The 24,430-nt window shown below is 68.4% G+C and carries 19 protein-coding genes and 2 pseudogenes; 8 read left to right on the plus strand and 13 right to left on the minus strand.

All coding sequences use genetic code 11. The features are described from left to right. The first annotated feature begins 204 nt into the window (after positions 1-204). The 6 genes from G6N56_RS16535 (at position 205) to G6N56_RS16560 (ending at position 6,123) form a co-directional block, all read left to right on the plus strand. Positions 205-1,428: a PPE family protein gene (locus G6N56_RS16535; protein ID WP_085254137.1), complete on the plus strand. Its 1,224-nt coding sequence runs from the start codon at positions 205-207 to the stop codon at positions 1,426-1,428. An 88-nt stretch (positions 1,429-1,516) separates the two neighbouring features. After that, a complete protein-coding gene (locus G6N56_RS16540) occupies positions 1,517-1,819 on the plus strand; it encodes a WXG100 family type VII secretion target (RefSeq protein WP_085254138.1) in 303 nt (100 codons plus the stop codon). A gap of 40 nt (positions 1,820-1,859) precedes the next feature. Beyond that, entirely contained in the window at positions 1,860-2,147 is a 288-nt protein-coding gene (locus tag G6N56_RS16545) for a WXG100 family type VII secretion target (RefSeq protein ID WP_085254139.1), read from the plus strand. Between the two features lie 100 nt (positions 2,148-2,247). Continuing rightward, a complete protein-coding gene (locus G6N56_RS16550; RefSeq protein WP_085254140.1) occupies positions 2,248-3,765 on the plus strand; it encodes a MinD/ParA family ATP-binding protein in 1,518 nt (505 codons plus the stop codon). After that, positions 3,762-5,309, plus strand: a complete 1,548-nt coding sequence (eccD, locus tag G6N56_RS16555; protein WP_085254141.1) for a type VII secretion integral membrane protein EccD — start codon at positions 3,762-3,764, stop codon at positions 5,307-5,309. The genes G6N56_RS16550 and eccD overlap by 4 nt, the downstream gene beginning before the upstream one ends. Positions 5,310-5,397: 88 nt before the next feature. Continuing rightward, positions 5,398-6,123 (plus strand): hypothetical protein, encoded by a 726-nt coding sequence (locus G6N56_RS16560; RefSeq protein WP_085254142.1) that lies wholly within the window; start codon positions 5,398-5,400, stop codon positions 6,121-6,123. Between the two features lie 41 nt (positions 6,124-6,164). On the opposite strand, the gene G6N56_RS29495 is transcribed toward G6N56_RS16560, so the two are convergent. The 3 genes from G6N56_RS29495 to G6N56_RS16575 all read right to left on the minus strand — a co-directional run bounded on the left by G6N56_RS29495 (position 6,165) and on the right by G6N56_RS16575 (position 11,068). Next, a complete protein-coding gene (locus tag G6N56_RS29495) occupies positions 6,165-8,402 on the minus strand; it encodes an EspK C-terminal domain-containing protein (RefSeq protein ID WP_085254143.1) in 2,238 nt (745 codons plus the stop codon). Positions 8,403-8,539: 137 nt separating this feature from the next. Next, positions 8,540-10,063: an EspB family ESX-1 secretion system-associated protein gene (espB, locus tag G6N56_RS16570; RefSeq protein ID WP_085254144.1), complete on the minus strand. Its 1,524-nt coding sequence runs from the start codon at positions 10,061-10,063 to the stop codon at positions 8,540-8,542. A gap of 294 nt (positions 10,064-10,357) precedes the next feature. Then, the gene (locus tag G6N56_RS16575) at positions 10,358-11,068 is read right to left on the minus strand and encodes an FkbM family methyltransferase (protein WP_085254145.1); all 711 of its coding nucleotides are present in this window, start codon (positions 11,066-11,068) and stop codon (positions 10,358-10,360) included. 66 nt (positions 11,069-11,134) lie between these two features. Here G6N56_RS16575 and G6N56_RS16580 point away from each other — a divergent pair, with 66 nt between their 5' ends. After that, the gene (locus G6N56_RS16580; RefSeq protein ID WP_085254146.1) at positions 11,135-11,911 is read left to right on the plus strand and encodes a glycosyltransferase; all 777 of its coding nucleotides are present in this window, start codon (positions 11,135-11,137) and stop codon (positions 11,909-11,911) included. Between the two features lie 9 nt (positions 11,912-11,920). Here the strand turns inward: G6N56_RS16580 and G6N56_RS16585 are convergent, their stop codons facing one another. From G6N56_RS16585 to eccA, 8 genes and pseudogenes are all read right to left on the minus strand, one after another. After that, on the minus strand, positions 11,921-12,961 hold the full coding sequence (locus G6N56_RS16585) for a DUF4254 domain-containing protein (RefSeq protein WP_158090675.1): 1,041 nt from the start codon (positions 12,959-12,961) through the stop codon (positions 11,921-11,923). Further along, entirely contained in the window at positions 12,958-14,019 is a 1,062-nt protein-coding gene (locus G6N56_RS16590) for a glycosyltransferase family 9 protein (RefSeq protein ID WP_085254148.1), read from the minus strand. Before G6N56_RS16590 ends, G6N56_RS16585 begins: the two co-directional genes overlap by 4 nt. Further along, positions 14,012-15,007, minus strand: a complete 996-nt coding sequence (locus G6N56_RS16595; protein WP_085254149.1) for a glycosyltransferase family 9 protein — start codon at positions 15,005-15,007, stop codon at positions 14,012-14,014. Before G6N56_RS16595 ends, G6N56_RS16590 begins: the two co-directional genes overlap by 8 nt. Further along, the gene (locus G6N56_RS16600; protein WP_211287375.1) at positions 15,001-15,798 is read right to left on the minus strand and encodes a sulfotransferase family protein; all 798 of its coding nucleotides are present in this window, start codon (positions 15,796-15,798) and stop codon (positions 15,001-15,003) included. Before G6N56_RS16600 ends, G6N56_RS16595 begins: the two co-directional genes overlap by 7 nt. Positions 15,799-15,851: 53 nt before the next feature. After that, entirely contained in the window at positions 15,852-16,202 is a 351-nt protein-coding gene (locus G6N56_RS16605; RefSeq protein WP_085254151.1) for a YbaB/EbfC family nucleoid-associated protein, read from the minus strand. A gap of 136 nt (positions 16,203-16,338) precedes the next feature. Then, positions 16,339-17,721, minus strand: a pseudogene (gene eccE, locus G6N56_RS16610) (type VII secretion protein EccE); the annotation flags it as partial. 8 nt (positions 17,722-17,729) lie between these two features. Beyond that, a complete protein-coding gene (gene mycP / locus G6N56_RS16615) occupies positions 17,730-19,076 on the minus strand; it encodes a type VII secretion-associated serine protease mycosin (protein WP_085254185.1) in 1,347 nt (448 codons plus the stop codon). Between the two features lie 148 nt (positions 19,077-19,224). Beyond that, positions 19,225-20,523: pseudogene (gene eccA / locus G6N56_RS16620) on the minus strand (type VII secretion AAA-ATPase EccA); the annotation flags it as partial. A 3-nt stretch (positions 20,524-20,526) separates the two neighbouring features. On the opposite strand from eccA, the gene G6N56_RS16625 reads away from it, so the two are divergent. Continuing rightward, entirely contained in the window at positions 20,527-22,389 is a 1,863-nt protein-coding gene (locus G6N56_RS16625) for a putative alpha/beta hydrolase (protein WP_163645132.1), read from the plus strand. A gap of 8 nt (positions 22,390-22,397) precedes the next feature. Here G6N56_RS16625 and G6N56_RS16630 read toward each other — a convergent pair whose 3' ends face one another. Together G6N56_RS16630 and G6N56_RS16635 are read right to left on the minus strand one after the other, a co-directional pair. Beyond that, positions 22,398-22,904, minus strand: a complete 507-nt coding sequence (locus tag G6N56_RS16630; protein WP_085254153.1) for a pullulanase — start codon at positions 22,902-22,904, stop codon at positions 22,398-22,400. A 19-nt stretch (positions 22,905-22,923) separates the two neighbouring features. Beyond that, the gene (locus G6N56_RS16635; RefSeq protein ID WP_085254154.1) at positions 22,924-24,375 is read right to left on the minus strand and encodes a CCA tRNA nucleotidyltransferase; all 1,452 of its coding nucleotides are present in this window, start codon (positions 24,373-24,375) and stop codon (positions 22,924-22,926) included. Between the last annotated feature and the right edge of the window lie 55 nt (positions 24,376-24,430).

Here is a 24,430-nt window from a genome sequence, read left to right on the forward strand (position 1 = left end):
CGTTACCGAGTCATGAACTGCGTTGGTAGTAAAGGTGTTTTGGGCCAATGGAATCTTTGTTGCGCGCGCATGTACAGAAGAGGAACGCAAATGCAACAAACGGCACTTGCTCCTATGATCGCCGGTCTACCGCCGGAGACTTGGGCATGACTCCCGCCGCCAAACGCTAGCCAAACGCACTCGGACCCAAGGGGACTGGCAATCATGTTGTGGCACGCGATGCCACCGGAACTCAACACCGCACGCCTGATGGCCGGAGCGGGTCCGGGGCCGATGCTGCAGGCGGCTGCGGGATGGGAAGCCCTGGGGGCGGCCCTGGAGGCCCAGGCCATCGAATTGTCCGCGGCCCTGGTCGCACTGAAAGCCTCGTGGTCCGGGATGGGCAGCGAGCGCGCGATCGCCGCCGCCACTCCGATGGTGGCCTGGCTGCAAAGCGCTGCGCAGCAGGCGCGACAGCGCGGGCTGAAGGCCTCGGCGCAGGCCGCGGCGTACACCAAGGCGCTGGCAATGACGCCTTCTCTGCCGGAGATCGCGACGAACCACATCACCCACGCGGTGTTGACGGCCACCAATTTTCTCGGTATCAATCTGGTCCCAATCGGTTTCAACGAAATGGACTACTTCGTCCGCATGTGGACGCAGGCCGCGACGGTGATGGACGTCTACGCGGCGGAAACCATGACCAACACGGTTTTTGAGCCCGTCGAGCCGATGAAGCCGATCGTGCAGCCGGGCATGGGGGGCCAAGCCGTCGCGACCGAGGCGCTGGGCTCGTTCTCCAGCCTGGTGTCCGACGCCGCCCCCGCTGCGTTGCGAGCGCTTTCGGATGCCGCAGAAGGTCTCGGGGACCTCCCCGTCGCCGACCCCGCGGCCGCGGTGCCGCTCACACCGGCGCTGTCCGGACAGGAGATCTCGCAATTGGTGGCGCAGATGGGGCAGTTCGGCGCGCCCATGCAGCAGTTGATGCAACCGTTGCAGCAGATAACGTCCCTGGCCAGTCAGACCGGCGGCATGGGCGGACCGGGCAACGGCCTACCGGGTGACGGCCTGGGGGCCGCTGCCGACAAAGACGGCCCGCAGCTGGGCCTGCTCGGCGCCAGCCCGCTGTCGACCCACCCGTTGGCGGGGGGATCGGGACCCAGCGTGGGCATGGGGCTCATGCACTCGGAAGCGCTGCCCGGGGCGGGCGGATCGTCGGCCCGCACGCCGATGATGAGCCAGTTGATCGACAAACCCGTTGCGGCGGCGGCGTCCTCGGGCTCCGGTGCCGGCTCGTCGGCGGTCGGCGGCTCCGCCCCGATGGGACTGATGGGCGCCGGCGCACAGTCCGCCGCGGTCTCCAGGCACGGCCTGGCCGCGCCCGCGTTGCTCGCCCCGCACCCCGACGACGGCGATCACGACGAGCTGGACGACCAGGACGACTGGTGAGCACCCGCGACAACCGACTTCCCGGCCGCCTGGGCCGGAAGACTTGCCATTACTTGGCGAGGACGAGACACACAGAAAGTGGTCCAGCATGGCAGAGATGAAAACCGATGCCGCAACTCTCAGCGCGGAGGCCGCCAACTTCGACCGGATCTCCGGCGAGCTCCAGCGGGTCATCGCGGGCGTTGAGTCGACCGGCGGCGAGCTCGCCGGCCACTGGCGCGGCCAGGCCGGCACGGCGGCACAGCAGGCGCTGACGCGCTTCCACGAGGCGGGCCAGGCCCAAATCAAAGCGCTCAGCGAGATCTCGCAGAACATCCACGGCGCCGGCATCCAGTACTCCTCGGCCGACGACGAACAGGCCAGTTCGCTGTCCTCGCAGATGAACTTCTGACCCGACCGACCTCACTCCTACCAACGAACGGACTACCGACATGTCAGAACAGTCATGGAATTTCGCCGGCATCGAGGGCGGCGCGAGCGCGATTCAGGGCGCCGTGCAGACCACCCACGGCCTTCTCGACGAGGGCAAGAGTTCACTTGCCAAGCTCGCGGAGGCGTGGGGCGGTAGCGGCTCGGAGGCCTACCAGCAGGTCCAGCGGAACTGGGACGACACCTCCGCTGAACTGAATGCCGCACTGCAGTCGCTTTCGCAGCGGATCACCGAGGCCAGCCAGGCCATGGCCCAAACCGAATCCGGCGTCACCGGCATGTTCACGTAAGACGATGCAGAGCGGCGAAGCACGAGAACGGGCCTCTTCGACCTCGCGGAAGAATTCGGTTCTTCTCGTGCTTCTTCGCGCGAGCTTGTGAAAGGTTTCCATGGCGGCCGATTATGACCGGCTATTCGAGGTCCCCGAAGGGATAAGTCTTGCCGACGAGGCAACGGCGCAAGCGGATTTCGACATCGATGCGCCGGCCGAAATGCCGCCCGTGCCGACCGGCCCACCCCGAGCCAACGGCCATGTCCCGCCGCCGATGCCGGTCGACTGGCACCAGCCACCCACACCCTCGCCGCCGCGACCCCCGGCCCCGATCGACTTGCCCGCGCAGTCGCGCCCGGCCCCGACCGAACAGCCGACGGCCCGTCCCCCGATGCCCGCTGACCAAACCCAGCCTCGGCCACCGGAACCGGCGCCCACACAGCACGCGCGTCACGCACGCCGCGAGGACCAGCCCCCCGCGGACCGCGACCAACCGGGCCGCGGCACGGGTTCGAAACACGGCCAGCGGGCCGGTAGCCAAAACGGCCGCGAAACCGCGAAAACCGGCCCGCCCAAACCGCCGCTCCCCCAACGGAATGGCCGGCCGGTGCGCGCGCCCGCGCCAGCGGCGGCCGGCAATGGCGCAGCGCGGCGTGTCGCCATCCCCGCAGCCGCGCCCACCCACCCGGGCGCGACCGCCGCCGCTACCCTCGTCCGCGTCACGGGCACCAGGCCAGTCCAGAAGACCGCCGCCACAGCGCTTTCGCGGCGCGGCTGGCGACGCTGGGCGCACAGGCTCACGGGCCTCAACCCGGGGTTGTCCCGCGACGAGAAATACGAGTTGGGCCTGACCGACCGGATTCGCCGCAATCCGCGGGGCTCGCATGCGATCGGGGTGCTGGGGCTCAAAGGGGGCGTCGGCAAGACCACCATGACCGTTGCGCTGGGGTCGGTGCTGGCACAGATACGGCGCGACCGAATCCTGGCGCTTGATGCCGACGCGGGCTCGGGGAACCTAGCCGATCGGGTGGGCCGTCAGACCCCCGCAACCATCGCGCACCTGCTGGCGGACGACGAGCTGACGCACTGCAACGACATCCGCACGTACACCAGCGCCAATGCGGTCAACCTCGAAGTGCTCGCCACCGAGGACTACAGAACCGCGCGGCGCGGCCTGAGCGAGGCCGACTGGCAGTCGGCGGCCGACGCCGTGGCGCGGTTCTACAACATCGTGCTGGCCGACTGCGGGGCCGGCTTCTTCGATCCGGCGACCCGCGGCGTGCTGTCGACGCTCTCGGGCCTCGTGGTCGTGGCCAGCGCGTCGATCGACGCCGTCCACCAGGCAGAGGTCGCGATCGATTGGTTGCGCAACAACGGGTTTCAGGATCTGGCGCGCCGCGGGTGCGTGGTGATCAACCATGTCGTTCCGGGTGAACCCAATGTCGCCATCGCCGACGTGCTGCGCCACTTCGGACGGTATGTGCCGCCCGGTCGCGTTGTCGTATTGCCCTGGGATAAGCACATCGCCACCGGAACTCAAATCGAGCTCGACCGGCTCAGCCCTGTCTACCGACGTAGGATTACCGAGCTTGCCGCAGCACTTTCCGACGACTTCGACAGGGGTGAAGGTCGTTGAGCGCACCCACCGCCAGCGCGGCGGCCGCCCCGGCCGCCGCGGCGACAACGCCCGCCAAGCCCGCGACCACCCGGGTGACGATCCTGACCGGTCGACGGCTGACCGATGTGGTGCTGCCGTCGGCCGCTCCAATAGAAAGCTACGTCGACGATGCAGTCGCGGTGCTGGCCGAGGTTCTCGAAGGCACACCTGCCGACGTCTTGGCGGGCTTCGACTTTGCCGCCCAGGGGGCCTGGACGTTCGCGCGCCCGGGCGCCCCGCCGCTGCATCCCGATCAATCGCTCGATGATGCGGTCGTCGTCGACGGTTCCCTGCTGACACTGGTACCGGTGAGTCGCACGGAGCGTTACCGGCCGCTCGTCGAGGACGTCATCGATGCGATTGCGGTGCTGGACGAATCGCCCGAGTTCGACCGGTCGGCGCTCAATCGTTTCATCGCCGTGGCGCTTCCTTTCGTCGCCGCCGTGGTGACCGCTCTCTCGGTGTTCACGTGGTGGAACACGGGACGACAGCCGTGGTGGCCATCGGCCCTGGGCGTCAGCGGTCTTGTCATGGTGGTGGGCAGTTGGGCCGCCAAGAGGTTCTACCGCCGGGCGGACTTCGCCGAGAGTCTGTGGGTAGCGGCGTTCCCCCTGGTTGCCGCCGCCGCCGCGTTGGCGGTTCCGCCGCCGCGCGGGGCGGCGCCGTTGGGGGCGCCCCAGCTTGCCGCCGGCGGCGCGGCCGTCCTGTTCCTGATGCTGCTGACGCGGGGCGGCCCGCGTCGTCGCGCCGAACCCGCCTCGTTCACCGCGGTCACGGCGATCGCGGTGACAGCGGGTGCCCTCGGCTACGGCTTCGGCTGGCAACACTGGGTGCCGGGGGGCGCGATCGTCTTCGGCCTGGTGACCGTGACCAGCGCCGCCAAGCTGACGGTCGCCGTGGCGCGGATCGCCCTGCCCCCGATCCCCGCCCCCGGCGAAACCGTGGAGCACGAGGAGCTGCTGGATGCCGTTGCGGGCCAAGAGGTCGCCGACGAGGGCATTAAGACGCGGACCTGGCAGGCCATCATCGCTTCAGTACCCGAGTCCGCGGTGCGGCTCACCGAACGCAGCGAGCTTGCCAAGCAGTTGCTCATCGGCTTCGTGATGTCGGGCGCGCTGATACTTGCGTCCGGTGTCATTGCGGTGGTGACGCGCGGCCATTTCTTCGTGCACAGCCTGGTGGTGGCCGGTCTGGTCACGGCCGCGTGCGGATTCAGGTCACGCCTCTACGCGGAGCGTTGGTGCGCATGGGCGCTGCTGGCGGCGGCACTCGCGATTCCGATCGGCGTGACCGTCAGGTTGTGCCTGTGGTATCCGCGCAGCGCCTGGCTGTTCCTGGCCGTCCTCGTGGCGGCGCTTCTTGTGGCGCTGGCGGTGGTGGGTGCGACGGTCGGGCTTCGTCGCGTCTCGCCGGTGGCGAAGCGAATGCTGGAATTGCTGGACGGCACCCTGGTCGCCGCAATCCTTCCCATGCTGTTGTGGATCACCGGCGTCTACGACACCGTCCGCAACATCCAATTCTGAGCCCAGGTGTCCGGGAAACTGCCGCGTCCGGCACCTCATGGAGTGGGTTACGTTTAACTGGTGCACAACGTGTTTCGAGGTTCCCGCGATGACTGAACCATTGGTCGTCGACCCTTCGCGCCTGGAAATCGCCGGGGCGACGTTGCGGGGCCTGGTTTTTCCGGCCCTGCCGGCGCAGTTTGCTATCACCGGAACCGACGCCGTGTCAGGCGCGATCAAAGACACGCTGCCGGTGATCGAGGGGCCGGTGATCGAGGGGTTGCCCGCCGTCCGGGGCGCGCTGACGCGGACGGGATCGAGCATCACCGCGGCGGCCGGCATGTACGCGGCCACCGATCAGAGGCTGGGCGAGCAACTGGACCGGGTGCAGTTTTTCGCCGCCCCGCGGAAGGCCGCCGATGGTCGCGGAGCGGCCCGGATGTCGGGTGCTGCGGCCGAGCAGCCGGCCGACGAGACAACGCCGGATCGGCCGGCAGACGGTCAGACGCCCGGACCGACTGCGCCGCAAGTCAATCCGTCGGCCGCTCAATACGGTCAGACGATGGGCACGCTAGGGACCTTTGCGCAGAGCGTCATGCAAAGCGTGCAGGGCCCGATGGGAAGCATGCCGGGTGGTGGCTCGCCCGCCGGGCTCGCGTCGCAGGGCACGCCCGGGCAATTGGTCGACGAGAACGAGAAGGCCGACGGCGACGACGAACAGCCCCAGGACGCGGTGCCCGAAGGCGCCGCACCGGGTTATCAGGCATCGGGCAATGTTCCCCCGGCACCGCTCGCGGAGCGGCCGACCCCGGCGTCCACACAGCTCAATCTCTGACGCCCAACCGGTTTTCGGCCGCACCTCGAAGGTGGCGCTGTTCACGGGCCGTCGGCCAGGCCGGCTTGCAGCAGCGCGCCGACGTGCTTCCAGTACAACCAGTCGGCCACCGCGGAGCGCTGCTCCGCCAGGTCGACCGCGCCGTGCGCCTCTTTGAGGACGACCTCTTGGACATGCGTGGCATACGCAAGGAATGCCCGCAGATGCGCGGCCTGGCGGCCGGTGGATTTGCTCGCCAGGGGCTTCATCACGTCGAACCACAACATCGGGCGCTCATCGGCCGGCGGACCGGCCTCAACCGGAGTCGCCGGCATCGCGGCGAGAAGTTGCTGCGCGTCGACGGTTCCCCTGGCCAGGGAGTCGGCCAGATCGGCCACCGCCTCCGAATCGGTCACCTCGGACGTGGGCCGGGGGCCGGCCGCCGCACGCGGATCGGCAGCTGCCGGCGGGAGCAAGTCGATCAGCCGCAAGTCGGTGGTTGCTGCCAGCCGTTCCGCCGCGTCCGGGTCCACCACCTGCAGCCGCGGCCGACCCGCCATGTCGCCGTTGGCCGGGATGTCGTCGGGCTTCAGCAGAACTTTGGGCGCGCCCGGATCGGAGTTGGCCAGCTGGTGTTCGGTGCCGATCACCGCCCTGAGCGTGGTGTCGTGATGGGTCGCCCAGCCCTGCACGGCCATCACGGGGTAGGTGGCCCAGCGCGCGCGTTCGGTCGCCGGGATCGTCTCGTCGGCGCTGGCCATGTGGACCTGCTCCGGCAATTGCACGCCGGCCGGTATGTAGGCCAGCCCGTAGCTGTTGGCCACCACGATCGCGCCGTCTGCGGTCACCGCGGTCACCCAGAAGAACCCCAGATCTCCACCGCCTCCGCCACCGGGCGCGTTGAGCGCGGCCGCGACGCGCCGCGCCAGCCGGAGTGGGTCATCCCCCTGCCGGCGCGCCGCGTCAGCGGTGGCGGCCTCTGCGATGGCGTCACGCTCGGCGCGCGCCGCTGAAACGGGAATCGGTGCCGCGGCAACGACATCCGCTGGCGGTTCGGTCTGGTCGGCCGCCTTCCGCCGGGCGGCGGGCGCGGCCTTTCCCGCCGCCCGGTTGGCCGCCGCGGGCCGGGTGGATGGCTGTGCGCTCGCAGGCTTCTCGCCGGCCAAGGCGCGTGCTCCCGCGGCGGAACCACCGGAAGCACCGCCCGATGCACCCGCTGCCATCGGCGCGGCCGGCATGCCCGGGGCTCCGCCGGGAGCGCCGGGCGACGACGTGTCGTCCGAATGCGAACTGGGCGACGGTGCCGCCACCGACGCCGGAGCCATACCCTTGCCGACCCCACCCGCACCGGCCGGAACTCCCGACGCCGCGGGACTCAACGGGGCCGCCGGAACAGCCGGACCGAGCGGGGCCGGGGTGGCCGGGGGAGCCGCGGGAACCGCGGGTCCGCTGGGCGGCTCCCCGGGGGCGCTCGGCGTCCCGGGGCCGGCCCCACCCGGCCCGCCGGGAATCGGCGCGGGCGAGGGTGATCCCGGCGCCTGACCCGGCGGGAGAGGCATTGCGGGAGAGGGCGGCGGCGGGGCGACACCGGGCGTCGGGCTGCCGGGGGGTGACAGCGGGGGCGCGCCGGGACGAACGGGCGGTGGTGGTGTTGGTGTCGCCGGCGCTGGTTCGGTGGTGCCGTGCCCCGGGCGTTCCCCGTTCGCCGGGGGCGGTGCGGCCGGAGACTTCGTGTCCGGAATCGCGACGGGAGGAGGTGTCTTCTGGTCGAGCAGGTCCTCTACGGCATTACCCGGCGGTCGCCAGGTCTTGCTCGCCAAGATCCGTTCGGCCGCAACGTCGATCACGCCCACATTGGCGCCGTGCGCCGCAAGGACAACTGTGTTGATCGCTGTCGTCCGCTGGGCGGGTTCGAGGTCGGCATCGTTCTCCAGAACGTCGATCCGCCGCTGCGCGGCCTCCACATTGTCGGTGATGTCCGACTTGGCCTGAACGATCGACATGGCGATATGCCTCTGCCAGGTGATCACGGTGGCCAGGCCGTTTTGCAGCGTCACCAATTCGCCGATGTTGGTTTCGAGTTCGCCGTTGGCAGCCCCGGCAGCACTGCCCGACCACGCACCGCCGTCGAACAACTCGGCACGCTCGTGCTTGCATGTCTCCAACACCTCGGTGACCTGGCGCAGAACCTGGAGGTATTCCTGGGCCCGATCGTAGAAGGCGTCTTCGTCGATCTCCGGCCACCCGCCCGGCTCGAGCATCTGCTCGGTGTATCCACCCGTCGGCCTGACCATGCCCATCGCTACGCCAGCTCCCGGTCGGACGTCATGGTTGATAAGGATAATCGACCCTGAGGCGGCCCAATCGCGGCAAAATCAGCGGTCACGACGCATCTCGGTGCCGAAAGGGTCAGCGGGCGCGAACTTTTCGCACACCGCTACTTGTCGGGACCGGCGGTCTTGCGCGGACGATTGCCGATCACGCCTTCGGTCCACTCCCGCTCCTCGGTGTAGAGCGCCTCGTCCTCCGACTGCACCCGCTTGCCCTTGCCGGCACCCTCTTGGCCCTTGCCGCCGGGGGCCATCGGCGCCATGCCCCCCATGCCACCACCCATCGCGCCGCCCGCCCCCGGGAGCCCGCGGCCGGCGCCCGCCGCCGCGGCACCTGGCCCGGCTCCGGCGGGTCGCGAGGCCGCTTCCGTGTCTGCCGACGGCTGTAGCGGCATCGACGGCACCCCGCCGCCACCCCCGACCGACGCTGGCTTGACCCCCGCCCCCGTCGGCAGCGCGCCGGACCGCTTCAAGTCCTTCAGCGCCTGGTCCAGCTTCGCGCTGTCCGGCGCCGGCGGAGTCGGCGGCACGCCAGCGTTAGGGACGGTCGGGACGGTCGGTGTAGTGGCCGAGGGAGTGTCCCCGCCGGGGAAGGGGTTGTTCGGGTCGAACGGGTTGTCGGGGTCGTACGGGTTGTCGGGGTCGTACGGATTGTCGGGATTCGAGGGGTCGTTCGGCTCGATGGGCTTGGGGGCGTCGATCCGCGTGGCCGGTGGAACCCGCTGCGGGGTGACCGGTCTCAGCGGCAACTGGGCGTTGGAGACGTAACGGGCCAGCACTTCCTCCGACTGGGCCTGCAGTCGTTCGTACCATTCGATGGCCTGCTGGACGTACCACTGATACTGGCTATTCGTCGAATACCACTTGTACCAGTAATCGCATTGCGACACTTCGTAGGTCGTGGGATGCGCACCCTCCACCGCGTGCTGCTCCTGGTATCCGGTCGTTCCGGTGGCCTTCTTGTGTGCGTCCACGACCGTGTTGGCCTGGCTGGCAACCTGGCTGCACAGTGCGGCCATCGCATATATCCACGTCCGCTGCTGGTCGAAGTTGGTCTCAACGGCGGTTCTCGCCTCCCCCTCCCAGCTGGTGAAAGGGCGGAACCGGTAGGTCTCGCGCTGAAACGTCCGCTGGAAAGCGTCCCAGTCCCTTGCGAATGCGCGAAACGCTGTGCCGTGGTCACCGGCTTCGATGTCCTTCGCCGCCTGCCTGACCTCGTAGTAGGGGTATTGGAACGGCGGCGGCGGAGGGGGTGGCGGCGGAAGGTAACCACCGAAGTCTTCGTCCGGGTCGCATAGGGCCGACATCTCGTCATTGCCCACCGACGACGGCGCCCCGCCCGATCCGGACATTTCGCTGTTGATGGCCCCCGCGGAACCCTCGTCGACCTCCTCATAGGCCTTCGCCGCATTCCGCAGGGACTGCGCCAACGTCTTCCATTCGCGTTCGCAGGCTTTGAGATAGAGCCGCAGGGAGTCCGCATTGAGCGCGAGCTGGGTGGCGGCATCTTTGACGAACGACAGGAGGCATGGCGCCGGCGGGTTGATCGGTGGGATGACCGGAAGCGGTTGCTCTATTTCGTCGGCGCGCGCCATAAGTTCCTGGTACTCGACGTTCAGTGTCTGCGTCATATCGGCCGATCTCCTTGTGCTGAGACCATCAGCGTCAGTCAGTCGTGCTCTGTGCGAAAGAGTCTCGGAGTGGGCGATTGGCGACGGGGAGGTTGCCCGGGAGCAGCAAGAACGACGCAGGCCACCGACCACCCCTCTCGTCTTGCCGGTCATCCGGGCGGTGCCGTGGCGCCGCAGCCACTACCAAATGCCATCCTAATCCCCCGAACGGCACCGACGCGCAGCAGTTTTCGGCTGCCTTTCCCCGCCCCGGGCGGGAGTCCGCGGGGCGAACGGTTTGCAAACACCAGGTGGTCAATCGTCGGAGCGAAAGAAGACGCCGTCGGCCTGCAACACCCGGCCGTCGCGGATGTCGAGGAAGAACGGCGCGTACGCGCTCAAGGCGAAGCCGAGGGAGTACGCGAGGTCGAGCGCCTCTTGGATGAGCATGCCGCCGTCGTACAGCGGGACAAGGGACAGCTCGAGTTGCATCCCCACGCACCGTCTCAGCGTGGCTCCCCCGCCGGCGATCACCTGCTTTTCAAATCCCTGCACGTCGACCTTGAGGAAAGCCACGTCGCCGGGCCGGAGGATCTCCGGAGTCACCGAATCGAGTTGACGGATCGGCACGTCTTCGGTTCCGACGTAGTTGCCCTGTGGGTAGGCGTCCTGGTGGGTCCTCAGCATCGGCAATGCCGAACTGCTTATGCCGGCGTTGCCTGCGACGTTCATCGCGATTGTTCCGTCATGTTCGCCCACGGCACACCGCCGGCATTCCCAGAGCGCGTCTTCGACCACCGAGCGCTCCAAGAGGGCAAATGGCGCCGACACCGGTTCGAAAGAGACGATACGGCCGTGGAAGCCGGCCTCACGGAGGCTCGCGGCGTATTGACCCGAGTTGGCACCGACATCCAACACGACATCCACCCGACGGGATTTCAATTCGTTGGCAAGGCGACGCTTCCAGTCCGATTCCGTAAAGTAGCGCCGCACTTCGATGTTCGGACCATTCGCGATCCAATACACCGCAGAACGCTAACACGTGGCGGTGCGTGTGCGGGCCGCCGGAAGGTCGTTAAGCTGGCCAGGACCATGCGGCTCGCCATTCATCTTCAGACCCATTCCGACATCAGCGTGCACGGCGCGCATCGATACGTCGGCGCGCCCAAAAGCGAGATCACGCTGCGTTGTGCGCAGTCACTCGTCACGTCGATCAACCAGGCGGATGGCGACGTCATCTTGCGAGTCTTCGACGATCACTCGTCGCCCGAAGTCGTTGCGATGCTCGGCGAGATCCTCGCGGGGTGCAGGCACCCGGTCGAATTCGCCGCCCTCCGCGACCGCGGCTACAACGCGTCCTGCCTGGCCTCGTTTTCCAGGGCGTGCGACGACGCTCGCGACCTGATTTATTTCGTCGAGGACGACTACCTGCACGCCCCGGCGGCGATACCGGAAATGCTCGCGACGCACGCCTTGTTCAAGGCGAGGCTCGGCGGCCGGGAAGTGGCCCTCCATCCGTACGATGATCCGAAGAATTATTGGAGCCCAATTTTCAGCCGAGAACCGTGCCGCGTGCTCTGCGGCGCCGGAAGGCATTGGCGGACGAATACGCACACCACCAACACGTGCTGGGTAGAGCTGGCAACCCTGCGTCGGAACTGGGAGCTTTTCGAGCGCCTCGCGCGTTACTCGAGCACGCCCTACGGCGTAGAGCACCACATTTTCGAGGCGACGACCATCAACAGGATTTGGCGGGAGCAGATTTCGCTGTTCACACCGATTCCGTCGCTGGCGCTGCATCTCCAGTACGAAGAGCACCGCGACCCTTACCTCGACTGGGGGCAATGGTGGGAGTCAGCGGCGTATTGATGGCGGGGGTCAGGTGTCGCGGGTCTCGAACAGCGCACAGTGACCGCGCTGCCCGACGGCCTTGAATTGCCGATACACCTTGATCCGGACACCACCGGCCTCCAGGTCGGTGAGCATGCGCTGGAGTCCCCGGTAGAGGTCGTCGTACTGCTCCCCCAGCACCGCGAGGTGTGCGCCGGGATCCTGCGCGCGGTTCGTGTGCAGGAGCCGAAGGGTGAGTATCGAGAGCCGATCGACGATGGTGCCGGGTGTCTCGGTATGCAGCGGCGCACCGGCGTTTGAGGTCACGCGTTCGAGCACCGTGCTGTCGATGTCCTCGACGGCCGCATTGCGTTCGGCGTTGAGGTGGTCGATGCGACGTTTTCTACGAGCCACCTCGCCGTCGGCGACGCCGGGGCGGCGAACGGCGTCCTCGTGATGCCACAGCCCGAAGTTCAGCGCGTGCAGGTCCAGAGCCTTCGCCGCGATGCCGTCGCTCGCCGGGGAGGTGACGGGTTCCTTACAGTGCCATGACAGTGCGGTGTCGTAGAAGTGGCGGATAGCCCACAACAGCTCACCGCCTGCCGATTCTCCAGATACGTCGGCCGCCACGCCGTTCCGGAGCGGTCGCCTCGCGGGTCGCCGCCCGCAGTCTGGCTCCAACCGGTCACAAAACTCGGCATACGTGCTGGCCAAATGCTCGAAGTAATCGCGCGGGGCCAGGTCGGATCGCGGAGCGAAGACGATATCGATGGCCCGCGGCGAGGAAGAATCGAAGCACCGGTCACCCTCGCGAACCTCGACCTGCACGCGCGAACGCCCGACCGCGGCCGAATTCGCGGCGGCCGCAAGGCGTTGCAGCGAGGCAGCAGGCATCACGCGTTCGCTGTCGTCGCTGGGCACGATGCCGACGTGCCGCAGCTCTAGCCCCGAAGCGCCGGCGGCCGGATGCCCCTCGCAGCCGCGGTACGTGCGGAACCCGAGCATTTCGAAGCGCCGTGCAACCAGTCGCACGCCTGGCTCGAGATGCGAGTGGCTGCCGAGGTTGCGCCGGTGGGAGTCGTTGTTCATATGGTCGATTCGGCGAGACATTCCACGGCACTCAACACCTCGTCCACCGTGATATCGGCCATGGCGCTCCTGGCGACATGCTGGTGCGGCGCGAATCTGAAACCCCACGTCGCCGGCGCCGTCGGACCGAACAATCCGACGCCGGGCACTCGCGCCAGGTCGGCGGCGTGGAGCATGCAGGAGTCGATCCCCACGAAAAGGTCTGCGCGGGCGACCATTCCCATCGCGAGGTCGAGCGGCACGCCCAGGTACGGGAACACCCGATCGCGCTCCCGCCCCACGTTCAGCTCCTCCTGTCCCATTCCGACGACCCAGGCCACGTAGTCGTGATGCCGGGCCAGAAACCTGTCCAACAGGTCGATGAACCTGGTGACCGGCCACCGCTTCTTGATCCAATTCGTATCGGCGTGCACGACGAGAACCTTGGTCCCCGCGGGCACGGCGGCGCGGACCGCGCGGGCCTCTCCCTCCGCAGCCGCCGGGACGGGCACGGGCTGGGCGTAGGTCTCGATCCGTGCCGACGGCTCGAACAGTCGCGCCAGCTTGAAGGTCAGGTCGGCCGCATGGGGCAGATCCCTCGGGACGACGATGTCGTAGGCGTCACCGGTTGGGAAGCCGATGCTCGTCGCGGGCGCCAGGCGCTGCCGTAGACCGCCGCCGAACACGTTCGACGGCACCTCCCACGGCACGACGTTGATGAACACGTCGATGGGGCCGATCTCCGCCGCCAACGTGTCGTAATCGAGCCGCCGGTTCGAGGGTGGTCCCAGTGCCGCGCCCCCCGGAGGCGCTCCCGTGACGTCGATGAGGCGCGAACTCACCTCGCGGAAGCATAGGTCGAAGGCCACCCTGGGGCAGATCAGCGTGAGCGGGGCGGTGAACAGCTCGGCGAGCGCTCGCAGGGTCGGCAGCGCCAGGACCGAATCCCCGATCAGCGTGGAGAAATACACCGCCGGCCTGTCGGCCTGCAGCAGACTGTGCAACGCGCCGGACTCAACGCATTCCGAATGCCCGTGCCGCAGCACCGTGATCCCGCTCAGACCCGCGTGACTAGGCATGCAGTTCGACGAGCTCCTCCATTGCGCTGAGCACCTGTTCCACGCTGATGTCGGCCATGGTGCTCATGTCGACGTGCCGGTGCGGCGCGAACCTGAAACCCCACGTCGCAGCGCGCGTCGGCCCGAACAGCCCGACGCCGGGAACCCGCGCCAGGTCGGCGGCATGGAGCATGCAGGAGTCGATCCCCACGAAGAGGTCAGCGTGGGCGACGAGGCTCATGGCGAGGTCGAGCGGTAGCCCCAGGTAGGGGAATACGCGGTCACCCTCGCGGCCGGCGTTGAGCTCCTCGTGTCCCATCCCGACGACCCACACCACATAGTCGGGATGGCTCGCCAGGAACCTGTCCAGCAAGGCGATGAACCGGGTTGCCGGCCAACGTTTCTCGGTCCAGTCGGTGTCGGCGTGCACTACGAGCACCTTGGACCCGGGGGTGACGGCCGCGCGGATCGCCCGCGCCTGCTCCCGCACGAGGGCCGGGATGGGCACCGGCTGGGCATAGTCTTCGATCCGGACCGACGGATCGAATGCCAGCGGCAGCTTGAACATCAAGTCGGCCCAGTGGCAGTCCATCTGGGCGACCACGACGTCGTAGCGGTAGTCGGTCGGGAAGCCGATACTCGTCGTCGGTGCGAGGCGGTGCACGAGGGGGCGGACCACCGTGCTCGACAATGCGCTCCACGGCAGGGTATCGATGAACACATCGACGGCGCCGATTTCCGTCGCCAGGGTGTCGTAATCGGCGGGCCGATGTGGCCCCGAGCCGGGCCGCGGGTGCGGTCCCGTCAACGGCAATCCCGTGGTATCGACGAAGCGACCGCTCACCTCGCGGAAACAGAGGTCGAAGGCGACCTTCGAGCAGATCAGCGTGATTGGGGCGGTGAACATTTCGCCCAGTGCCCGCACCGCGGGCAACGTCAGCACGGCGTCCCCGATGTTGGACACGAAACATACCGCGGGGTGCTGGGCCCGCAGCCGATCGCTCAGCACGATGCGCTGCCGTAGCCGAAGCGCCGGGCGAGAGCATCCACCCGGGCCCACACCGGATCGTCGGCGTCGATCCGGTCCCGGACGCGCGGTGCCAGGCACAGGGGCGAAAGATTGCCGAGTTTCCACGGCAGGGGCGCACCGTCCCGGAAGAACTGGTGGTCGGCGGCCGTCTCCGGCACCACCGGGTCGACCGGGCCGGGGCCGGCTGAAAAGCTCAGGCCCCAGCGGCCCAGGGCGGCGTCGAGCGTCGCCTCCGGCCGGGCCACGAACGCCTCGTAGCGCAGGACGGCGACGTCGGGCACCACGGCCTCGAGCGGCTCCAGGTGCCGCTCCACCAGCGCCAGCGCTTCGGCCACAGTGTCCTTGATCCAGAAGTCCAGCGGGGTGCGCGCGAGCGAGCCCCGGTGTGCCAGACAGGAGTTCACGACCTCGCGCGGATCGCGCAGGACGAACAGCACCGCGGCGCCGGGAAAGCTGTGCCGCAGTGCGCCCAGCTGAGTCGCGTACCTCGGGTTCTTCTCGCCCCAGACGGTGCAGGGACGGGCGAGCTCGCTCATCGTCGCCCGCAGGGCGAGGGCCGGGTCGGCCGTTTCCACAGCACGGCGATGGTAGGACTCGTAGACCCCGCGCTCGATGAGGAAGGGCTGCAACGTGCTCATCACCCGCCCGCCGGAACGGACCACCTGGATCAGATCGATCTCGTCGAACACCTCGATGTCGTGGTGGCGATTGAGATATTGGGTGACGATCGTCATCCCCGATCTCGGCGATCCTGTGACGAAAAGCTGCACGGCCCGACCGTATCCGCCCTGCTGCCGGCAGCGCCGCGCGCCGACGGCCTCGCTCAGGCCAGACCAACCGATCGCTGGAGCGATCCGGTGATTTCGGTCAGCGACGCGAGGAGCTGCGCCTGCTGGGCCTGGATGGCTTCCGTGGCGTCGGCCTGCGCCCTGAGCAACGCCTCGTTGATCCGCTCTTCCACGGTCGCGGCGCCGAGGCGCAGCAGGCCGTCTTCGATCTGCAGGTCGCTGAGGCACCGGTGCCCGTTGATGGTCACTTCGACGGTCTCGGTTTCGTCTGTCGCCGTGAAGGATTCGCTGTTGGTTCGGTTTATCTGGTCCTCGAGGGCCTTGGTGAACCGCTCGAACTCCGCCAACGTCGCAGCCGCTTCCGGGTGCGTTTCCTTGCTGCTCATCAAGATCCTTCAGGTCGCGGGAAATAAGCGCCGGGCTGTCTCGAGTCTAAGGGGACTCGGCGGGGTGCGCGCGCACGAGATTCCCCGCCACGGCGGCCGGTGCGGGTCCCCGGGCCTCGGGACGCGGTGCGCCGGCCTTGGGCAGCGCCTGCTCGTAGCGGCTCTCCTCCGGCGGCGTGATCGGCCGGATCGGCAGCCTGGCATGCCGCGGTGTGCTGATCATGTTGTGCCGCAGCGTCACCCGGTCGACGCCGGGATGGTCCCCGAGATAGGTCGTCGAGCCCGGCCAGGCAACCTTGGCCTTCGGCCCGGTCTGTGCGCCGATCAGCTCGGCGAATTCCAGGAACTGCGGCCCCAGGGTGACCCTGCCGCCCGCGGCCGCCGCCCGCACCGCGAATTGCACGAACGTTCGCGCGCCACCCAGCGTGATGCTCGCGTCGACGTCATCGAAAGGCAGGTAGACCGGGTAGTGGCTCGCCGTCTCGCCCACCAGTACACCCGCCGATCCGACCGGCAGCTGCCAGTGGCGGTCGGGGACCACATTCTCGCCGTGCAACGCGGCGCGCTGGCCGCCCGACACTCGGGTGAACCCTCGTCGTTTGCGCGGCTTGTCCTGCGTGGTCAGCAACACGGTGGACCGCGGCGCCATCCCCGCCGCGACCCGGACCCTGGTGATGGTGTGGTCCGCGGGCGCCGACCACCACACGTCCGGCCCACCGGGCGCGGTGTATGCGGTGGTGAAGCCCCTCGGCCCCTTGATCGTTGACCACTTTTCGCGTTCGAAGCCGATTTCGGTGGCCTGGTCGAAGTCGTCGAAACTGCGCGCGCACACCGCGTCGACGCCATGGCCGGCCAGCTGGTCGGCGATACGCGTCGTCGATGCGACCACATAGCGGGCCAGGCCGGGCACCCCGGCATCGCGCCGCTGAGCGGACCTCGCGGCGCGCCGGGGGTCCGCGCGCACCACGATCCAGGTCCGGCGGTGCGACGGAGCCGGGTCGCGCTCGATCACCTGCTCGTACAGGCCCGTCACCGCCGGCGCGGCGACGCTGCCCACGCGATAGCCGGCCGAGACGATGTCGGCCTCGAGGTCCGGGCAGTTCACCGACAACAGCCGCTCCAGCAGCCGAGTGTCCACCACGTCATCGGTATTCGCCTTCCCGTCCACGATGACCGTCGGCGTGAACGGCCGAGGAATGAGTTCGATGACCGCGACCAGAGACTTGCCTTGCCAGCGCACCGCGACGTGATCGCCCGGCTGCACGGTGGCGCCGATCACGGGCTCGGACGGGGCATCCAGAGGCCGTCGGCGCCGCACGAGCCACGCGCCTGCGGCCGCCATCCACCCGGTCACCCGGCGACCGCGAAAGGTGACCAGTGCGACGATCACACCCAGCGCCACCAGGACGGGCCCCGCCCACTCGTAACGGGTGCGCCAGAAAAGCAGCATGCAGAGCGGCGCGAGCGCCCCGAGCACCAAGGCGTGCCCGCTGGAAAACCGCAGCCGTATTGATCTCATCGATTCCTTCAGCGCCGTCGCAATGCCTGGCCGGTCAAGGCGGCCAGTGCCAGTGCCACCGAGAAGCCCGCGATCCCCACGGCCACGGCCTTGATGGGCCCGTGATCGGGGCGCGGTGCCGGCAGGGGTGGTTGAATCCGGTTCACATTCAAGGGGCTGGTCGCCGGGCCGGCCGGAACGTCCCAGGTGAGCGCCGCCACCGCGTTGACGATCCCCGCCCCTACTGCGTCGTCGACGCCAGCGCCGGGGTGGCGCGCGGTGGCGGTGATCCTATTGACGATCTGGGCCGGCGCGAGAGCGGGGAATCGCTGCCGCAGCAGCGCCGCCAGACCTGAGACGTACGCCGCGGCGAAGGAGGTTCCGGCGATCGGGACCGGGCCCTCCTTGCCGACCAGCGCGTCGACCGGCTCGCCCTCGGGGCCGAGCGCGACGATGTCTTCGCCCGGCGCGGCAACGCCCACCCACGGTCCGTGCATCGAGAACTGGCTCGGCGCCCCGTTCTGTCCGACGCCCCCGACGGCGAGGACCAGCGGCGCGTACCACGCCGGTGTGACGACGGTTTGCACCTGCAGCCAACCGCGCGGGTCGGCGGGCATCGCGGGGTCGGGTGGTGGGTTTTGCGTGCAGTCGCCGCCGGTGTTGCCCGCGGCGGCGATGACCACCGCGCCCTTGACGTTGACCGCGTAGTCGAGCGCGGCACCCAGGGCGGACTCGTCGACCTGCTTCCTGACCTTGAAGCAAGCCGCCTCGCTGATGTTGATGACACCGGCGCCCAAGTTGGCGGCGTGCACCACGGCGCGGGCCAGGCTGCGTACCGACCCTGCCGCCGGGGTGGCGTTGGGGTCGTTCGGATTGGCCTGATTGTCCTTGGGCTCGAACGCTTCCGACGTCTGACGCACCGAGATCAGACGTGCGTCCGGAGCGACGCCGACGAATCCGTCCGTGAGCGCGGGCCGGCCGGCGATGATGGAGGCGGTGAGGGTGCCGTGGGCGTCGCAGTCGGACAGCCCGTCACCGTCCTTCACGACGAAGTCGCCGCCCGGCTCGGCCGGGACCCGTGGTGAGGGATCCACACCCGTGTCGATGACGGCCACCGTGATACCGAGACCGGTGGCGAATCTGTGCGCCTCGCCGACGCCCAGGTAGACGTTGGCCCAGGGCGGATCGCGGAAGTTGTTCCCCGGCAGAGCCAACGGCGCTTTGCAGACGCGGCGCTGTTCAAGGGGCTGGTCGGGCCCAGTCACATCGGGAGGCACCGCGGCCGGGTCGATCGTGGGCGGGGCGATCGCCGAAGCGGGTGGTGCGGCCAGCAATGCCAACGTGAGCGTCACCGCAATCGCGAAGATTCGGTGCACCGCCGGACACTCCATTCATCTAGCCGCATTCCAGGCCCGGGGGCATCTTAAGCTTTTGCAGGCTTGGCCGATGCCGCGATTCCTGGTGCAAGGCTTACGACTTCGTCTATTCACGAAGCAGACAACCGCGCGTAACCCTCGACCCTTGCTACCAGACGATGGCGGCCATGTCGCGGTTGTCCGAGCAGACACTGCGGACCGCGGTCTGGATGTCGGCCGCCGTGATGATCTGCAAGTCCTCGATGGTGACCGGCTGGCCCCCGCGTTTCTTGGCGACCACCCGGGTGTCGCGGAGCCCTTCGGCCCGCTCGATCACGTTGCGGGCGAACCGGCCGTTCTGCACGGCGTCGATGCCGTGCCACCCTCCGGGAGTGGTGTAGTTACGGATGGTGGTCGCCGCATCGAGGAACGCCTCGCGCGCCGCGCCGTCGAGCATGCTGGCGCGCGGTGTCGCGTAGCGCTGCCCGATCTCGACGATCTCGGCCGGCGAGTACGACTCGAACCGCAGCTTGCGGTTGAACCGGCCGGCCAAACCCGGGTTTACGGTGAGGAATTGGTCCACTTGATCCTCATAGCCGGCCCCGATGAAGCAGAAGTCGAACCGGTGCGCCTCCAGCGCCACCAGGAGCTGGTTGACGGCCTCCATGCCGATCATGTCCGGCGTGCCGTCCTGGTGACGTTCGATCAGCGAATACAACTCGTCCATGAAAATGATTCGGCCGAGCGAGCTTTCGATGAGCTTGTTCGTCTTGGGGCCGGATTCGCCGATGTAGTGCCCACAGAAGTCCGACCGGCGGACCTCCCGGATCTCCGAGTGCCGCACGATTCCCATGCCGGCGTAGATCTTGCCGAGCGCCTCCGCGGTGGTGGTCTTGCCCGTGCCGGGGGGACCCACCAACAGCATGTGGTTCGTCTGCCCCTCCACCGGCAGACCGTGCTCGAGCCGCATCATCCGCACTTCGAGCTGGTCCTCGAGCGCGGACACCGCCTGCTTGACCGCCGCCAGGCCGACCTGCCTGGCCAGCAGCGCACGTCCCTCGGCCAGCAGCTCCGCGCGCCGTTCCGTCGCGTCGTCGTCCTCGAGTTGCTCGCGACTCTTCGCCGTCGAGGCATCCCACCGGTCGGTGCGGCTCGAGATCGTCTGCTCATCGGTCACGACCAGCTGCAGGTTCGGATCGGCCAGTGCCTCCTTGGCCGCCTCGGTCAGCACCCCGTTGATGGTCGCCTTCGACAGCCAGACCTGAGCCTTCTCCTCCTCGCGCAGCTGGCGGTGGACCATTCCGCGCACGTAGGCGAGGTCGGCGACGAGCAGCGGAATGTCGGCCGGGCCGATCGCGGCGGTCAGCACACGCGCGTCGAACCGGCCCGACGACGGGTTCTGCCCGATCACGTCGACGCGGTCCAGCCAGTCCAGCGCCACCCGGTCCTGCCCGAGATGGGCAGCGGCGCAATGGAACTCCACCACATAAGCGTCGAGCTGCTGATCGCGGAGGCGGGCGGTGACCCGTGGTCCATCGATGCCAGCCTGCAGACGGGGCGGCCCGGCGTGATCGCCGACCTCGCCCAGGCTTTCTACGCCGGCGGCCGTTGCACCCAAGACGCCAGCGCCGCCTTCGACCAAGCACGGCGGCGATTCGAAGCGGCGTGGAACGGCGCGCCGGGTGATCACCCGATCAATGCCTCGGCCGAAGTACACCGAGTGGCAATGGATCTCGGTAGGCAATCCGATCAGATACCGAAGATCGGCGTCGACCTGGAGAACGTCGCTGCAGCCCTCGCTATCGCTCAACGCGACAGCACGACATCGATCAACACGTTGGAAGGCCAGCTGGAGAGCATCGACCAGCAACTGGGACGGGCGCTCAGCATGGAGGACGACCGCACCCTCACCGACGCTGACCACTCGGCGCTCGACGCCCTCATCTCCGCACTTGAAGGCGGTGCCATAGAAAACACACAATCCGCACTGCATGTGCTGCACAAGATTCGAGCTGAATACGAACGGTCCCTGGACCATTCACTGACCACCCTCCGTACTGAGGGCTACAACCCGACAGCCATTCAAGATGCCGAAGGGGCGGTCAGAGGAGACACACTCGGCATCCCATCACCCGACACCGGCCCTGAGGGTGTCAACCGGTGGTGGAAATCCCTCAACCAAGAACAACAAGACCGGGCGATCGCCGACCACCCACGAGAGCTCGGCAACCTCAACGGCATTCCAGTCGGCATCCGCGGCCGGGCCAACACCGCCGCTATGAACGCCGACCTTCACCGCGTCGAGGACACCGCCACCAAACAGGGCGTCACCGTCAACGCAGTCGCGACGAATCCGACCGACTACGGCATCACACCAACGGAACTCACCCGTTACACGAACGCCTGGCGTACGCGACAAGGATTGACAGCAGCCGCCGACGAGCCGGGCAATCATCCGGACGTCTTCCTGTTGAAGTATCAACCCGACGCGTTCGGCGGGGAGGGCGGCGCGGCCATCGCCCTGGGAAACCCCGATACCGCGGCCAACACCGCCTTCCTGGTGCCGGGCCTGGGATCCAACGTGCGCGATGGAACGCTGAGCGAGCCGGACGGCCGGCGCCTCTACGCCGAATCCGAACGGGCCGAATGGAATAAGAAGACCGCGGTCGTCGTGTGGGTCGGCTACGACGCCCCCGACGTCTGGTACGACCCGGGCCTCTGGCACCCGAACATGGCGCGCGCCGGCGGACAGGCGTTGGCCGCCGACGTCAACGGTCTCAGGACCACGCACGTCGGCGCGCCCACGCACATGACCGTCATCGGCCACTCCTACGGCTCTACCACTGTCGCCGACGCCGCGGCGGCATACGGGATGCGGGCCGACGACGTGGTCCTCGCCGGCTCCCCCGGCACCGACCTTGCACATTCGGCGGCCGACTTCCACCTGCCCACCGGTGGGCACGTCTATGTCGGCACCGCCTCGGCGGATCCGGTCACCTGGTCCCCCGCCCGCGTGACCGGTCCCGGTCTCCTCGGCCCGTTCCTCGGCGGGCTGGGAAGCGACCCCGCCGCCGACGGCTACGGTTCCACCCGCTTCAAGGCCGAAATCCCCGTCGGCTCAATCAATCCCATCGATGACCATCTGCACTACTTCGACGACGGGTCGGAGGCCTTGTTCAGCATCGCCGACGTCGTGTCCGGCCACGGCGATGGCCTTCGGCACGACGGGATGACCGCGCACCACCGCGGTGAGTACGGCATGGGCGACTGGGTGGACCCGGAAGCGTTCCGACCCGCCACCACCGGGCACCGCCACCGTGGCCCGCAGGACTAATGAATCGGCTACAGCGCGCTCGCCCCGTCGGCCAGCCCGTCACCGTCAGCGTCGGTCAACTTCACATTCCAGTGCCCATCCCCGTCGGTGTCGACGTACCCGGTCACGCCGTCCGCACCGGCGCACAGCACCCGGTCGGCCACCCCGTCGGCGTCGCTGTCCACAAGCCGGTCATCGGCATGGCCCTGCCCGTCGAAGTCCACCAGCGGACCGCCGGTGTGCTCGACGCCGTCGAGCCCGACCCACCGCACCTGCCCGCTCCGATCGACGGCCACCGCCCAGGTTCCCGTTCCGTCGTCGAGAAAGGACGCCTCGGGCGTGCCGTCGTTGTCGAGGTCCAGCAAGGCGTGATCGACCACCCCATCGCCGTCGAGATCGGCCATCGCGTCGTCGCGCAGGCCGTCCCCGTCGAAATCCAGCGCGACCGCGTCGAAGCGCCCGTCCCCGTCCAGGTCGAGATCCGGTTGGCCGTGCCAGATTGCCGCCCCGTCGTCACCCGCCATGCAGTAATCCACGACCCATCAGACGCGCCGACTACTCCCCCGGGTTCCCCCGCGACCGCCACCAGGCCAGCAGCTCCTCCGTCGCCTCTTCGTTGGTCAACGGCCCGCGGTCCAGCCGCAGCTCTTTCAGAAACCGCCAGGCTTCACCGACCTGCGGCCCGGCCGGGATGCCGAGCAGTTCCATGATCTGGTTGCCGTCCAGATCGGGACGCACCCGCGCCAGGTCCTCCTGGGCGGCCAGCTCGGCGATCCGCGCCTCCAGCCGGTCGTAGCTGGCCTGCAGCCGCGCGGCCCGGCGCTTGTTGCGGGTGGTGCAGTCCGCGCGGACCAGCTTGTGCAGCTTGGGCAGCAGCGGCCCGGCATCGGCGACGTAGCGGCGAACCGCCGAGTCGGTCCATTTGCCGTCGCCGTAGCCGTGAAACCGCAGATGCAGATACACCAGCTGCGACACGTCGTCGACCATCTGCTTCGAATATTTCAGCGCGCGCATCCGTTTTCGCACCATCTTGGCCCCGACCACCTCGTGGTGGTGGAAGCTCACCCCGCCGTTGGGTTCGTGCCGTCTGGTGGCCGGCTTACCGATGTCGTGCAGCAATGCGGCCCACCGCAGCACCAGATCGGGCCCCTCGTCTTCCAGCGCGATCGCCTGGCGCAGCACGGTCAGCGAGTGCTGGTAGACGTCCTTGTGCTGGTGGTGTTCGTCGATCGCCATCTGCATGCCGCCGACCTCCGGCAGCACCACCTCGCCCATCCCGGTCTGCACCATCAGGTCGATGCCGGCCACCGGATCTCCGCCCAACAGCAACTTGTCCAGCTCCGCAGCCACCCGCTCGGCGCTGATCCGCGCCAGCTGCGGGGCCATCTCTTCAATGGCCTCGAGCACCCGCGGCGCGACGGCGAAGCCCAGCTGCGACACGAACCGCGCGGCCCGCAGCATCCGCAATGGGTCATCCCCGAAGGACACCCCCGGGGCCGCCGGGGTGTCCAGCACACCCTCGCGCAGCGCCGCCAAACCGCCCAGCGGGTCCAGGAAATCACCGGGCCCGTCCGGTGTGATGCGCACGGCCATCGCGTTTGCCGTGAAGTCGCGCCGCACCAGGTCGTCCTCGAGACGCTCACCGAACCTCACCTCGGGGTGGCGCGACACCTGGTCGTAGGCGTCCGCGCGGAACGTCGTGATCTCGAGGCGGTGCCCATCCTTGCCGACGCCGACCGTGCCGAATTCGATTCCGGTGTCCCACACGGCATCCGCCCATTGCCGGACCAGGTCTTGGACCTGCTCGGGGCGGGCGTCGGTGGTGAAGTCGAGGTCGGGACTCAGCCTGCCCAGCAGGGCGTCACGCACCGAGCCGCCGACGAGATACAACTGGTGCCCCGCGGCGCCGAAAGCCGATCCGAGCTCGCGCAGCATGGGGGCGCGCTGGTTCAGGGCGACCGCGGCGGCGGCCAGCAGCTCTACTTCGGCTTCAGGGGCGTCGGGCACGTTCGATCAGCCTAGTGGGTGGGGTTCGCGGACGACGGCGGGCGGGAAGTACGGC

This window comes from Mycobacterium saskatchewanense (assembly GCF_010729105.1).
GTDB lineage: Bacteria > Actinomycetota > Actinomycetes > Mycobacteriales > Mycobacteriaceae > Mycobacterium > Mycobacterium saskatchewanense.